General features: G+C 37.9%; 12 protein-coding genes and 4 tRNA genes. 4 read left to right on the top strand and 12 right to left on the bottom strand.

Annotated elements, in window-relative coordinates; genetic code table 11:
- Positions 1-56 precede the first annotated feature (56 nt).
- From CRS_RS08530 to CRS_RS08515, 4 genes are all read right to left on the bottom strand, one after another.
- A tRNA-Leu gene (locus CRS_RS08530) sits at positions 57-138 on the bottom strand.
- Positions 139-256: 118 nt separating this feature from the next.
- Positions 257-340: transfer RNA gene (locus CRS_RS08525), tRNA-Leu, on the bottom strand.
- A gap of 6 nt (positions 341-346) precedes the next feature.
- Positions 347-422 (bottom strand) — tRNA-Gly (locus CRS_RS08520).
- Positions 423-426: 4 nt separating this feature from the next.
- Positions 427-508 (bottom strand) — tRNA-Leu (locus CRS_RS08515).
- A 177-nt stretch (positions 509-685) separates the two neighbouring features.
- Between CRS_RS08515 and CRS_RS08510 the strand changes: the two genes are divergently transcribed.
- The 4 genes from CRS_RS08510 to CRS_RS08495 are packed head-to-tail and all read left to right on the top strand — an operon-like array spanning position 686 to position 3,551.
- Entirely contained in the window at positions 686-1,063 is a 378-nt protein-coding gene (locus CRS_RS08510) for a DUF3127 domain-containing protein (RefSeq protein WP_041461994.1), read from the top strand.
- A gap of 58 nt (positions 1,064-1,121) precedes the next feature.
- Positions 1,122-1,775, top strand: a complete 654-nt coding sequence (aat, locus tag CRS_RS08505; RefSeq protein ID WP_142723623.1) for a leucyl/phenylalanyl-tRNA--protein transferase — start codon at positions 1,122-1,124, stop codon at positions 1,773-1,775.
- Positions 1,762-2,640, top strand: coding sequence for a DMT family transporter (locus CRS_RS08500; RefSeq protein ID WP_142723622.1), 879 nt, complete (start codon positions 1,762-1,764; stop codon positions 2,638-2,640). Before aat ends, CRS_RS08500 begins: the two co-directional genes overlap by 14 nt.
- A gap of 47 nt (positions 2,641-2,687) precedes the next feature.
- Positions 2,688-3,551 (top strand): hypothetical protein, encoded by an 864-nt coding sequence (locus tag CRS_RS08495; protein ID WP_142723621.1) that lies wholly within the window; start codon positions 2,688-2,690, stop codon positions 3,549-3,551.
- Between the two features lie 44 nt (positions 3,552-3,595).
- Here the strand turns inward: CRS_RS08495 and CRS_RS08490 are convergent, their stop codons facing one another.
- From CRS_RS08490 to CRS_RS08455, 8 genes are all read right to left on the bottom strand, one after another.
- Entirely contained in the window at positions 3,596-4,978 is a 1,383-nt protein-coding gene (locus tag CRS_RS08490; protein WP_142723620.1) for a tetratricopeptide repeat protein, read from the bottom strand.
- Between the two features lie 207 nt (positions 4,979-5,185).
- Positions 5,186-6,154 (bottom strand): zinc-binding alcohol dehydrogenase family protein, encoded by a 969-nt coding sequence (locus CRS_RS08485; protein WP_142723619.1) that lies wholly within the window; start codon positions 6,152-6,154, stop codon positions 5,186-5,188.
- A gap of 314 nt (positions 6,155-6,468) precedes the next feature.
- Positions 6,469-7,092 (bottom strand): Crp/Fnr family transcriptional regulator, encoded by a 624-nt coding sequence (locus tag CRS_RS08480; protein ID WP_228451213.1) that lies wholly within the window; start codon positions 7,090-7,092, stop codon positions 6,469-6,471.
- 6 nt (positions 7,093-7,098) lie between these two features.
- Entirely contained in the window at positions 7,099-8,481 is a 1,383-nt protein-coding gene (glmM, locus tag CRS_RS08475) for a phosphoglucosamine mutase (protein ID WP_142723618.1), read from the bottom strand.
- A 68-nt stretch (positions 8,482-8,549) separates the two neighbouring features.
- A complete protein-coding gene (locus CRS_RS08470; RefSeq protein ID WP_142723617.1) occupies positions 8,550-9,566 on the bottom strand; it encodes a DUF4421 family protein in 1,017 nt (338 codons plus the stop codon).
- A gap of 217 nt (positions 9,567-9,783) precedes the next feature.
- Positions 9,784-11,817: a ferrous iron transport protein B gene (gene feoB, locus CRS_RS08465; protein ID WP_142723616.1), complete on the bottom strand. Its 2,034-nt coding sequence runs from the start codon at positions 11,815-11,817 to the stop codon at positions 9,784-9,786.
- Positions 11,817-12,071: a FeoA family protein gene (locus CRS_RS08460; RefSeq protein ID WP_142723615.1), complete on the bottom strand. Its 255-nt coding sequence runs from the start codon at positions 12,069-12,071 to the stop codon at positions 11,817-11,819. Before CRS_RS08460 ends, feoB begins: the two co-directional genes overlap by 1 nt.
- Before the next feature lie 133 nt (positions 12,072-12,204).
- Positions 12,205-13,104 (bottom strand): GLPGLI family protein, encoded by a 900-nt coding sequence (locus tag CRS_RS08455; protein WP_142723614.1) that lies wholly within the window; start codon positions 13,102-13,104, stop codon positions 12,205-12,207.
- Positions 13,105-13,200 lie beyond the last annotated feature (96 nt).

Genomic DNA, 13,200 nt, shown 5'->3' with positions numbered 1-13,200 from the left:
AGATTCGAACCAAGAGTTCCAATCTTCTCTGCGACTCCAGGAGTCTTTTCGCATAGTGCGGATGAAGGGACTCGAACCCCCACGCCTCACGGCACCAGATCCTAAGTCTGGCGTGGCTACCAATTACACCACATCCGCTGGTTTTTACTGATTACTTGTGCAGCATCAGCTATATTTCTTACAAATATAAGTTTTTTTTAAAGAACGCTCTCTATAAAAACAAAAAACCCTCCGTATGATCGTACAGAGGGTCTTGTACCCCAGGCGGGACTTGAACCCGCACGCCAAAAGAGGCACAGGATTTTAAGTCCTGCGTGTCTACCAGTTCCACCACCAGGGCATGGTGTGGAGCGAAAAACGGGATTCGAACCCGCGACCCCAACCTTGGCAAGGTTGTGCTCTACCAGCTGAGCTATTTTCGCATAGTGCGGATGAAGGGACTCGAACCCCCACGCCTCACGGCACCAGATCCTAAGTCTGGCGTGGCTACCAATTACACCACATCCGCTGGTTTTTATATTGTAAGTTTTAAAGAGCTTGCTTCGTTTTTGTGAGTGCAAATATAGGACAATTTCCTTTAGTACCAAACTTTTCAGAGAAAAAAATTAAAATTTATACATTTTTTTTTCACGGCACCTTTTATTACATTTCATTTTCTTACTTTTACATCGTTAATATTTACGATATGGAATTACAAGGAACGGTAAAGAAACTTTTTGATGCTCAAACATTTGCGAGCGGGTTTCAAAAAAGAGAAATGGTTATTTTGACCCAGGAACAGTATCCACAGCCGATAAACATAGAATTTTTATCTGATAAAATCAGTTTATTAGATAACCTTAAAGAAGGAGAAAACGTAAAAGTAGGAATCAACATCAGAGGTAGAGAATGGGTTTCTCCTCAGGGTGAAACGAAATATTTCAACTCTATTACAGGGTGGAGAGTAGAAAAAGTATTTGATAATGCTTCAGAACCTACTCAGGCAATGCCTCAGCAATCTGCCTCTCCTGTTTCTAATGAGAATCCGTTTGCCGGAGACGATGATGATGATTTACCTTTTTAATTAAAGAATAAAGATCAATATAAATCCTGCTTTTTGAAGTGGGATTTTTTTTCTAAAAATGGTCCGATTAGACGAAAACGAGATTTCATTTCCAGACCCTGAGCTGTATGACGGTCACGAAGGAGTGGTTGCTTTTGGAGGTGACCTTTCCGTAGAACGTATTTGGTTTGCCTATCAGTTAGGTATTTTTCCCTGGTACAATCCAGGAGAAGAAATCCTTTGGTGGTGCCCGGATCCAAGATTTGTTCTTTTTCCAGCAGAATTAAAGGTTTCGAAATCAATGAGAAAGATATTGAACCGAAATGTTTTTACTTTCTCTGAGAATCAGAATTTCAGGGAAGTGATCAGAAACTGCCAGCAAGCTGCACGAAAAGGACAAACAGGAACATGGCTTTCTGATGAACTGATGGATTCTTTTATTCAGCTTCATGAGTATGGACTGGCAAAAAGCATTGAAGTATGGCAGGACGAAGAGCTTGTCGGTGGTTTTTATGGCCTGCAGATCGGCGGTGTTTTCTGTGGAGAAAGCATGTTCGCAAAGGTGAGCAACGCTTCCAAAGCAGGGTTTATCCATTTTGTAGAAAACAACAAAAACATATTAGAGTTAATTGACTGCCAATCCCATACAGAACACCTTGAGAGCTTGGGCGCAAAAATGATTCCTAAAAAAGAATTTCTAAAAATTTTACACGAAAATAATGAACGCAGATAAAGAAAAGTGGGTTCTTCTGGTTATCCTGAGCATCATTTGGGGATCTTCCTTTATTTTAATCAAAAAATCACTGGAACATTTCAATCCTTTTCAGGTGGGATCCTTAAGAGTTCTTATTGCCGGAATTATTCTGCTTCCGATTGCTATTTCAAATTATAAGCTGTTTCCTAAAAAACATATCAAGTGGTTAATTCTGGCTGCTTTTACAGGAAACTTTATTCCGATGTTCCTGTTTCCGATTGCCGAAACTGAAGTAAGCAGCAGCATTGCAGGAATCATCAACTCTATGATGCCGATTTTTGTGATTATTGTAGGAGCATTGGTATGGAGGTTTGAAACAACCAAAAAACAGATTATAGGGACATTCATAAGCTTTACAGGTGTTTGTATCCTGGCATTTGGAGGAGGCGACAGTGGGGAATTTAAACTGATCCCCATTCTACTGCTCTTATTGGCAACGTTATGTTATGCCTTGAGTACAACTACTGTAAAATCAAAACTCATGGAGGTTTCCTCTACTGTTTTATCTGCTTTTGTTTTCTCTTTTGTTTTATTTTTCCCATCTGTTATTGCATTGACATGTACAGGGTTCTTCTCAGAATTCACCTTTTCAAAAGATAACCTGCTTGGTCTTATGTTTGTCAGCCTTTTATCTGTTTTCGGTACCGGACTTGCCATGATGATGAATTACAGGCTGCTGAAAGTTTCAAGCCCTCTTTTTGCTTCAACCGTAACTCTGGTAATGCCTATTGTTGCGATTATCTGGGGGATTATAGATGGTGAAAAACTGACTTATTTACAGTTTGTAGGAGCAGCTATTATTATTGGCGGACTTTTATTTTTAAGAGCGAATCCCAAAAAGTAAAATTATATTATAAATTAAATTATATTTGAATGATTTAACTTATAACTATGAAAAAAATTCTACTTTGTGGCTCTATAGCCTTATTTACCCTTTCATGTTACAGCTCTGATGATACTCCTTTTGACAACAGCGACCCTTCCAATCAAAATGTGATCCTTCCTACAAAGATGACCAAGGATGGGATTGTAATGAAAATCAATTACAACGGTACCAAAATCATCAGCATGATCAACAATATTAATCATGGACAAAGGATTGAATTCACCTATACCGATGATTATGTGACCGGTATTAAAAACTACGAAAATAATGTTCTGGAAAGCATGGTTGAATACACCTACAATAGCGGACGTATGGCAACAGCCGTTACCAAGGAATATTCTACCAGTGGGACAGTGCAAAACACAGTCACATTTACCTATACCTACACCAGCAATTCAGAAATCAACGTAAAGAGACAGACGAATTCCGGAGCTGCCGGTTCTTCTACGATCAACAGTGTATTTACCTATAATAATGGAAATATGGTAAGCAATATAGGAACAGGAACAGGAACCGTAAACGGAAATACCGTTAGCTATACCGAAAAAGAGACTTATACGTACACAGACAAAAATTATCCTTTTAAAAATGTAAAGGGTTTTGATAAAATCATATTCAATGGAAACGAAAGTGATGGTGTAAGCATGTTATTTTCGAATATAAAAAACAGCTTAAGCAGCTATAAGGGTGAATTTACCAATACAACAGCCGGAGGCGGAACTGCTACCGGAACCACAAGCCATAAGTATACAACCACATTCAATACTGCCGGCTATCCATCTGTAGAAGACAGACAGGCGCTCGATGCCAACGGAAACCCGACGGGCAGTGCTTCTGATAAATTTATTTATGAATACAACTACCAATAAAAAAAACCTGCATTACTGCAGGTTTCCTTATTTTATTAGACTGATTAATTCTTTTTCTTCACTTTATTTGCTTTTACCTTTTTCACCTCATCTTTAATAAAAGGATATTTTTTCTGCATATCTTTCACCAAAGAAGGGTCAAGGTCTAAGGCTTTCTGAAGTGCTTCCATTCCTTTATCCTGATCTTTCAGATTGAAAAAGCAATTGCTCAGCTGATAAAACAGCTCAGCTCTGTGATGTTTCTTTATAGCTTTATTCAAGACCGTTATTGCTTCTTCATACTCTCCTACCAACATCAAAACTTCTGAATAGGCATACCAGTTATAAAACCTTGTAGGCTCAGCATCTACCAGCTTTTTCAGACAGGAAAGACTTTCTTCAAATTTCCCTGAATCTATGAACAGAAAAGCCAATCTTTTCTGATAATCAAGGTTATTTTCATTCAGCTGGGTAGCTTCTTTGGCATAATGTAATGCTTCAGTCATTCCTCCCATTTCTTCATAAAGATAAGACTGCTCCATCATCGCAAGATAAAACTGAGGATCTTCTCTTAACGATTTCTGAAACGCATTCAGTGCAAGTATAGGCTGTTTTAATGCCTTGTTGCACAATCCGATCTTATAAAAAGTAAATGCCTTTGTATATTCCAGCTCAAGCATCTCCTCATAAGTCTCGATTGCCTTTTGATATTGTCCCAGGGCCTCATAGCAGGCTGCTTTATTGGCATACACTCCTACAGAGTTTGAGTTGATGGCCAGCAGATAGTCATAGCCTCTTATGGCTTCATCGTAATTTTTTCTGTTGAAATAGAATTGCCCATATTCAAACCATGCGGTTTCAGAATAAGGAAAATCATCTAAATATTCATTAAGAAAGGCTATTGCCTCCTCACTCTTATTCAGGTCACTGAAGCACACCATACAGTTTTCCAGCGCATATTCATCTGCCGGATCTTCTTTCAGTGCTTTTCTGTAATGTTTAAGAGCGTTAAAAGGATCTCCGAGATTCACATATTCATCCGCAATAAAGTTGTGGAGAAAGTTTTCTTCTTCCTCTAATGTCAAAGCTTTTTTGCAGATTTCAATGGATTTTCTGGGATTTCCTAAGTTCGAATAATACTTGGCGTAGCAAACCAAAAAGTCTGTGTTCTCCATAGAAGCCCCTTTCAGTTCATCAATAAGTTCTTTCGCCGTATTATACTCTTCCCACTCCAGAAGGATCTCAAGTCTTTTGATCTTAATATCCAACGAATTAGGATGAAGCTTGAGTCCATAATTAACGGCCATGTCAGCGTAATTAAAATCACCCAGCTCCAAATAATAAACAATAATGTCTTCCAACTCTTCTGTATCAAAGTAGAATTCCTCATTGTTTTCCATCATTTCCTCGAACTTCTTTACAAGTTCATTTCCAAAATACTCTTCCAATAGTGTCCTCTTTGTCGGCCTGATGTCTGAATTTACTTGCAAACCTCGGCAAACGTTTAGTTAATAATACATCTGAAACTGATATTCAAATATTTATGCAAAGTTGCAACTTTTTTTTGAATTTTCCATTTCATAAATTTCTATTATAAAAATAGTAAAAAAAGAAAACCGATAAAAGGATTGTGGATAAAAAAATGGAAATTGGGGTTAAATTCTTATGACCAGGCGTTTTCCGCTTTGTATCTCACTATTCCAGACAGTTCCGATATTTTTAATATCAATGTCTTGTGTTTCCATTTTAATTTTTCCTTCTACGGCTGCCTGAAAAATTCCGGGGATAATTTCTGAAAACAAAAGCATTGTTTCTTCTTTGGTCCAGCTTCCTAATCCGGATCCGGAAATCTGAATATCAGTTCCTCTCAGAATCTGTGAAGACAGCTGAATGGTATCTCCGCTCATTCCTCCTACGTTTACCAGCTTTGTTTTATGAGAAAAGTTTCCGTCTCCCTTAAGGGCAGATAATATCATTTCTACAGAATGTCCCCAGATATAATCCACAATAATATCTATAGGGGTTTCCTTATGGATCTCTTTTATTTTTTGCTTAAAATCACCATCTTCCTCCTTGAGAGAAATCACCTCACTGACACCTAACTCACGTAGAACCAGCAGGGATTCTTCATTTCTTCCTGTAACGATAATCTTACCCGCTCCATATAGCCTGGCAATCTGAACCGCAATTCTACCCGTAATTCCCGTTGCTCCATTGATCAGAACAGTGTTCCCCTGCTGTAATCCCGCTTTGAATTTTAATGCCATAGCTGATCCCATCACCGCATTGGGCAATGCTGCTGCTATAGAGAAGTCCAGTTCTTCAGGAATCGGAATGATCATTTTTTTATCTGCTGCTGCTTTTTCTGCTACGGTTCCTTTTTTGCTGAAAAAATAGACTTTATCTCCGTTTTCCAGATATCCTGCTCCATCTGTGCCAATAATGGCTGGCTGATGTTCCTGATTATCTGTAGAATAATGATTTCCTCCCGCTCTGGCTCTGTCCAGATTTTTAACAGAGGCTGCTTTTACTGAAACTAAAATCTCATTTCCCTGTACTTCAGGGTCCGGAAAATCGGTGTATTGAGGAATATTTCCTTTTTCAAATACTACTGCTGCTTTCATTCTTTTTAATTTTTATACAAAATTATGAGGAGTGAAAGCTATGGAGCGATAACATTTGTTATCAGTTTTGGATTTCGGGAAAGGAAGCCGGAAGTTTATAAACAGGCAAAAGATTAAAAACGCAGAGGACGCCAGGAAATAAGAGTAAGTATTAATGTGTTCGCAAGGGCACTTCATTCAGCAAATAACAATGAACATCGCTGAGAGGAACGCCTTTGCGAACATTTTTAACAATACTTATTATTCTTTGCGAACATTGCGTTTAAGATGAGTCAGAATTTATGCAGTTTCTTTGTAAACTTCCGGCTTCCCGCTTATTCCAATCTTTCTTTCAATATTTTACTTTTGATTCTGCTGAGATGTACGGTGGTAATACCAAGATAGGAGGCAATATAATGTTGGGAAACTCTTTTGATAATCTCCGGTTTTTGTTTAATCAGATTTAAATATCGTTGCTGCGGTGTGTCTTTAATGAATGAAAAGAAATGCTTCATATAATCAAATATTCTTTCAAAAAGAGCATCCATAAAGAAATCTCTGAGCTCAGGATTTTCATAGACTTCTTCCAGGAAAGCGTCCACATCAGGTTTGCTTATTTTGTATAAGATACAGGATTCTATGGTCTCAAATGAAACCATGCTCGGCAACCCTTTTTTAAAGCTTTCAAGGGAAGAAAACATCGTGTTTTCAAGAAAAAACTGGAATGTAACGTCTTTCCCATCGTTATTATACCAGGCTCTAACAATACCCTTTTCAATATAATAGGCATTATAGGAAACCTCACCTTCTTTTAAAAGCAATGTTTTACCAGGAACTTCCATCCGTTCGAAGCTGCCTAGAAATTTTCTCCACTTTTCTTTAGGGAAAGGAAAATTTTCTTTGAGATGTTCAAACATTTCTATGATAAAAAAAGAACGGACAATGCATCCGTTCTTCATATATTTTTAAATTAAACTCTTGATTTTAGCAATGATATCATCACCTAACTGATCTGCTTCTTCCTGAGATTTAGCTTCAGTATAAATTCTGATGATCGGCTCCGTATTAGATTTTCTAAGATGAACCCAGTTATTTTCAAAGTCTATTTTGACACCATCTACGGTAGAAACTTCTTCATTCTGATACTCCTGCTCCATTTTGCTTAAGATAGCATCTACATCAATCTCCGGAGTCAGCTCTATTTTCTTTTTACCCATGAAATAGCTTGGATATCCTGCTCTTAGTTTGGAAACGGTTTTGTTTTCTTTGGCTAAATGGGTCAGGAATAGGGCTACCCCTACTAAAGAATCTCTTCCGAAGTGCAAATCAGGATAGATAATTCCTCCGTTTCCTTCTCCTCCGATCACCGCATTTTTCTCTTTCATCAAGGTAACTACATTTACTTCTCCTACAGCACTTGCAAAGTATTCTGAGTTGTGGGCATGTGCCACGTCTCTCAAAGCGCGGCTTGAAGAAAGATTGGAAACAGCTACTCCGTTTTTATGTTTCAATAAGTAATCTGCCACTGCTACCAGAGTGTATTCTTCCCCGAACATTTCTCCTTTTTCATCAATTAAAGCGAGTCTGTCAACATCCGGATCCACGACAATTCCTAAGTCTGCATTTTCTTTTTTCACCAATTCGCAGATATCGCCCAAATGTTCTTTCAACGGTTCAGGATTGTGCGGGAAGTGTCCTGTAGGTTCACAGTATAATTTGATGGTTTCGCAACCCAGTTTATCTAAAAGCATAGGAATCGCAATTCCTCCTGTAGAATTGACAGCATCAAGGACTACCTTAAAATTCTTCGCTTTGATTGCTTCCACATCTACCATTGGTAAATTCAGGATCTGCTGGATATGGATATCAAAAGCATCATCTCTTGTTTCATATTTTCCAAGATCATCCACCTCTGCATAGTTAAAGTCTTCACTTTCCGCCAGAGCCAGAACCTCAGCACCGTTGTCACCACTGATGAACTCTCCTTTTTCGTTCAATAACTTAAGGGCGTTCCATTGTTTTGGGTTATGGGAAGCCGTAAGGATGATTCCTCCGTCGGCATTCAGCTCAGGAACCATTACTTCTACTGTTGGTGTTGTAGAAAGGCCAAGGTCTATTACATTAATTCCCAATCCCTGCAATGTTGCAGTGACTAAAGAAGAAACCATCTGACCGGAGATTCTGGCATCTCTTCCGATGATAAGGGTAAGATCTTTTTTGTTTTTATTATTCTGAAGCCATGTTCCGAATGCGGATGCAAATTTTACCACATCCAGCGGTGTCAGGTTATCATTTACTCTTCCTCCAATGGTTCCGCGAATTCCGGAAATAGATTTTATTAATGACATGATGTTTTTACTTTTATTTTGTTCTTTCTAAATTTTCCAGCGCAAAGATACTTAAAAGACCATTGAACTTATAGAACAGGGATCTTTTTTTGAATTTTATCGTAGGTATTTTTTACAACTTTCGGTGGCGCAAAGCGATACCCAATATATAACAGTCCATAAAGATTATTATTTTCTATCGTCTGGTTATTTTTCTGATCATAGGAATAGGCTTTAAAATTCATTCTGCCCCCGAATAAAAACCGGTCAGTATTATAGCCTATATGAAGGCCTCCCTGCATTCTTATGGTAGCATACTGTGAATTTTCTTTGGTTCCTCCATTCTGAATATCTCTATAGCTGGAAAATTTTCCTCCAATTCCAACAGCCAGATAAGGTGAAATATTGACCTTCTTTCCGATCACCCAATTATAGAAATACCCCATATTGCCTCCGATATTGTATTGTATCTCTTTACTTCTTACACCGTCAATTTTATTTCTGAAGACCGTAAGGTCATAATCCACAAACGGAACCCAGCTTCCACTGCTTTTTTCCTGCCACTCTCCCTGAGTGTAGATACTTCTTGCTGAAAAATTTTTATTGAGCATATAAGATGTGGAACCTCCAAAAGTTTGCACCCGTAAATCCGGAAACTGAATATAGGGATCTCTTCCTTCCTGCCAGCCAGGGGACAGGTCTTTCATATTTTCTACATAAAAGCCCTTTACATTTTTATAATAAACATTCTGGATGAATCTCCCTGGAAAAAACCTGAAGCTGAAATCGGTATAAGAACTTTTCCCTTTCATTTCATCATCATTATTTCCGTCTAAAAACCTGGGTGCAAACGATATTGTTGCACTTATAATTCTATAATCAATTGAAACAGAAGTTTTCGTTTTGTTATTGATTGACAGGTCCATCTCGAAAGCATCTTTCCCCTCTCCTGCAGAAAAAACGTAGTTCTCAAGATTGGTATCAAGATTCACACGAATCATTACCTGGTCTGCATAAGACCTGATACCGGCCGTATCTGACTGTGCTTTTAGCAGAAAAGCAAATAAAGAAAATGATACGAGTAATCCTGTTTTTAAGTAATTCAAATTAATAATTTACATTAGAAAAATGAAATTACTACATTTTTTTCAATTATCGGATCATCCCAATATTAAGAACAGCCACAGTCTTTATCGCAGTTGGTTCTTTTGGAACTGAATTTCTTAGGGGCAAAGTTCTTTTTAAGCACTTTAAATAAAGAGTAACAGGCGAATGCTACAATAAGCAGAACAAGTACGTATTGAATAATTAATGATGAGTCCATTACTTTAAAATCTGATATACTATCATCGACACAAAATATGCCAAACCGGTCATCATGACTACCTGAAAGCCGGTCCATTTCCAGCTTTTGGTTTCTCTGTAGACTACTGCAAGTGTAGAAACACACTGCATTGCAAATGCATAGAAAAGAAGAACCGAAATTCCGGTGGCAAAACTGAAGACTTTTTCTCCGTTGGGCTTTACATCTCTTCTCATTTTATCAATCACTTTTACTTCCGGAGCATCGTCTTCCAGGCTGTACAATGTAGACATTGTTCCTACGAAAACTTCTCTTGCCACGAAACTTGTAAGGATTCCCACCCCCATTTTCCAGTCGTAGCCAAGCGGAGCGATAACAGGTTCTATTCCTTTACCCATTTTTGCAAGGTAAGAATGATCGAGGTGAACGTCTGTAGCGACAAACTCATTCGTTTTTTGGCTCGGTCCGAAATAGCTCAGGAACCAGATGATGATACTGACAATGAAAATTATTTTTCCGGCTCCGGTAATGAAGTCCCATACTTTTCCCAGGACCATTTTAAAGTCATATCCGAAAAGTGGTTTTTTATAGGCCGGAAGGTCCATCACCAGATACGTTTTTCCTTTACTTTTAATAAATCTTTTAAGAATAGCAGCTGAGAATAAAGCAACCAGAAAGCCAAGAAGGTACATACCCATCAGAACCAGTGCTTTATATTTTATACCTAAAAATGTTCCTTCTGAAATAATCAGTCCAATGATAATGCTGTATACGGGAAGCCTCGCTGAACATGTCATAAATGGTGTTACCAGTATCGTCAGCAATCTTTCTTTTACATTCTCAATGTTTCTGGTAGAAATCACCGCCGGGATAGCGCAGGCAGTTCCTGATACAAGCGGAACAATACTTTTACCGTTAAGTCCGAACGGTCGAAGCAATCTGTCCATCAGAAATACCACTCTTGCCATATAGCCCGAGTCTTCCAACAGGTAAAGAAAATACAACAGAATTCCGATCTGCGGCGCAAAAACAACAATTCCGCCTATTCCCGGAATAATCCCGTTTGAGATCAAAGAATTAACCGGTCCTTCAGGAAGATGTTCCCCGGTAAATGCCGCCAGCCATGAGAAAGTACTTTCAATCCAGCTCATCGGATATTCTGCAAGGAAGAAAACACTTTGGAAAATAATCAGTAAAATAGCTAAAAAGACAACATACCCCCAGAATTTATGCACTAAAACCTTATCCAGCTTTTCGGTCAGTAATTCCTTGAACTGAGCTTTTTTAGAAATAACATCAGCCAGTATTCTGTCTACATTCTGATATCTTCTTACGGTTTCCTGAACCTGTAATCTCTTTGGAACCAGGCTTTTCGCATCAGGTTCGTTAAGCTGTTCCAGGACAGATCCTATTCTTCCCAGGTCTGTTCCTAATGAAAGGCTCATCCACGCTTTGTACTCGTTGTCGAAACCTTTATGAGCAGCCAATTTCTGAATAAAATCACGATGCTCGTTCGGTGTTTCAAAAGAAACTTTATCTGCTTTTACAAATTCATTGTTATAAACAGCTTTTCTTACTTCATCAATCCCGATCTGTTCTTTGGCATTGGTCTGAATAATTTTAATGCCCAATGCTTCAGAAAACTTCTGAATATCGATAGTAATTCCTCTTCTTTCTGCCTGGTCAATCTGATTGACAATCAAAATCATCGGAATTCCAAGGTCCTGAATCTGCTGAAACAGAAGCAGCCCTCTTTTTAAACTTAGTGCTTCAAGAATATAAACAACTCCTGCATAGTTTTTCTGCTCATCAAGCAGATATTTGGAAAAAATAGCTTCATCTTCTGAACTCGGATATACACTGTAGGAACCTGGAAGATCAATGACTTCAACCTCCTCATTATTATAAACATAGTTCCCCGAATGACTGGCAACGGTAACGCCGGCATAGTTTCCGGTCTTCTGCTTTTTGTTGCAAAGCGTATTGAAAACCGTTGACTTTCCTACATTAGGATTTCCGACTAAAAGTACCTGTTTTCTTTTGTTTTCCTGCATTAATTCAATTCTTCAACAATGATGTAATCGCCTTCTTCCTCACGAAGAGCAATCCTGCTTTTCTCTATTCCAAATTCCACATACATAGGCCCGCTGAAGGGAGCCTGATACAAAACCCTGAAAACAGTCTCCGGAAGAAGCCCCATTTCAATGATTTTATTGGGCATTTTCAGATGGTCATTATCATATCCCAATATCTTCCCCATTTTGTTTTTAGGGAATCCACTTAATTTATGTAAACCTTTCTCGTTCAAAGCCTGATTTTTAGTCCTGCAAATATACGTTATTTAAATTTAATCTAAATAACGTTTTAACATAAAAGAAATCACCCCAAACACATTGCTGTATCTGGGGTGATTCGAAATATAATTTAGTTGATATGAAGTCTTATTTTTTCTTCTTGTCAGAAGGCTGATCTTTTTCTATTGGATTATCATTAGACCCAAAGAAATCTTTTACCTGTTTTTCCAGTCTTTTCATGAAATCACCTACAGTTCCGTCTGTTCCCGGCATTGGTCTGCTCATATTTTCCGGAGTCATATATGGACGGGATTCAGCAAATGGATCTGCTTTGTACCCTTCATAAGACTTCAGAAATTTTTCCTTAGAAGTAGGAGTTACCGTATTGCTCGTCATTCCCATCTTAGCATTGATCTTGTCTGCGTATGACAGTTCATCATAGTTTTCGATCTTCTTATTTCCGCTCAGCTGCCATGAATAGTTTTTATCCGCATCTTCAATTTTTACTATCAGTCCTGGAAGTCCTTTAAACTTATAAGGTCCATCCTGGAAAGGAATATCTGAACTGAACCATGCTGTCCATTTTCTGCCTCCAAATTCTGTAGTCGCTTTTTGAGCATTATATTCTCCTATTTTTTGTTTATCCGGCAAAATACTCCATTGTAATTTAGGATCATCCTCGTATGAGAAAAGGTTTCTGCTGATTCTGTCTACATACTGAACCTTCATATCCGGATAAGTTTTAATGATTTTATAGGAAAACTTCGGCCATTTAATAAGCTTAGTCATGTCCTTAAAAGATTTGGTCTTCTCCATTTCTTCTATCTGTACTTTAATGATAGAATCCTGGGCTGGCATGGTATAATCCTGGTAGATTGATTTCTTTGGTGTGATATCAAGAATGGTTATTATTTTATCCAATTTTGCCGAATCTTTCTTCGGTTTAAAAGTCAGTTCATAGAAGAAACGGTTGGCTGTTTCCTTTGATTCCTGAGCTCCTGCAAAAGCAAAAAGAGTGATAAGAAATACGGACAATAACTTTTTCATTGTAAACAAGTTTATATAATTAGTAATCATATGTCTTCTTTTGTTACATTTTTTTTGAAATTTTATTTTTTACTAAAAATATTCTGTGTTTTCAAA

Origin of the sequence: Chryseobacterium sp. ON_d1 (assembly GCF_006829085.1) — a bacterium.
In the GTDB taxonomy this organism is placed as follows: Bacteria; Bacteroidota; Bacteroidia; order Flavobacteriales; family Weeksellaceae; genus Chryseobacterium.
Note: the sequence above shows the minus strand (reverse complement) of the source record. Positions and strands in the feature narration are given on the sequence as shown.

What these genes read in the sequence shown, in the direction of transcription:
- CRS_RS08480 (WP_228451213.1), bottom strand. Translation starts at nt 7,092, where the DNA reads ATGAAGAACGGATGCATTGTCCGTTCTTTTTTTATCATAGAAATGTTT.
- glmM (WP_142723618.1), bottom strand. Translation starts at nt 8,481, where the DNA reads ATGTCATTAATAAAATCTATTTCCGGAATTCGCGGAACCATTGGAGGA.
- CRS_RS08500 (WP_142723622.1), top strand. Translation starts at nt 1,762, where the DNA reads ATGAACGCAGATAAAGAAAAGTGGGTTCTTCTGGTTATCCTGAGCATC.
- CRS_RS08455 (WP_142723614.1), bottom strand. Translation starts at nt 13,104, where the DNA reads ATGAAAAAGTTATTGTCCGTATTTCTTATCACTCTTTTTGCTTTTGCA.
- CRS_RS08485 (WP_142723619.1), bottom strand. Translation starts at nt 6,154, where the DNA reads ATGAAAGCAGCAGTAGTATTTGAAAAAGGAAATATTCCTCAATACACC.
- feoB (WP_142723616.1), bottom strand. Translation starts at nt 11,817, where the DNA reads ATGCAGGAAAACAAAAGAAAACAGGTACTTTTAGTCGGAAATCCTAAT.
- CRS_RS08510 (WP_041461994.1), top strand. Translation starts at nt 686, where the DNA reads ATGGAATTACAAGGAACGGTAAAGAAACTTTTTGATGCTCAAACATTT.
- CRS_RS08495 (WP_142723621.1), top strand. Translation starts at nt 2,688, where the DNA reads ATGAAAAAAATTCTACTTTGTGGCTCTATAGCCTTATTTACCCTTTCA.
- aat (WP_142723623.1), top strand. Translation starts at nt 1,122, where the DNA reads ATGGTCCGATTAGACGAAAACGAGATTTCATTTCCAGACCCTGAGCTG.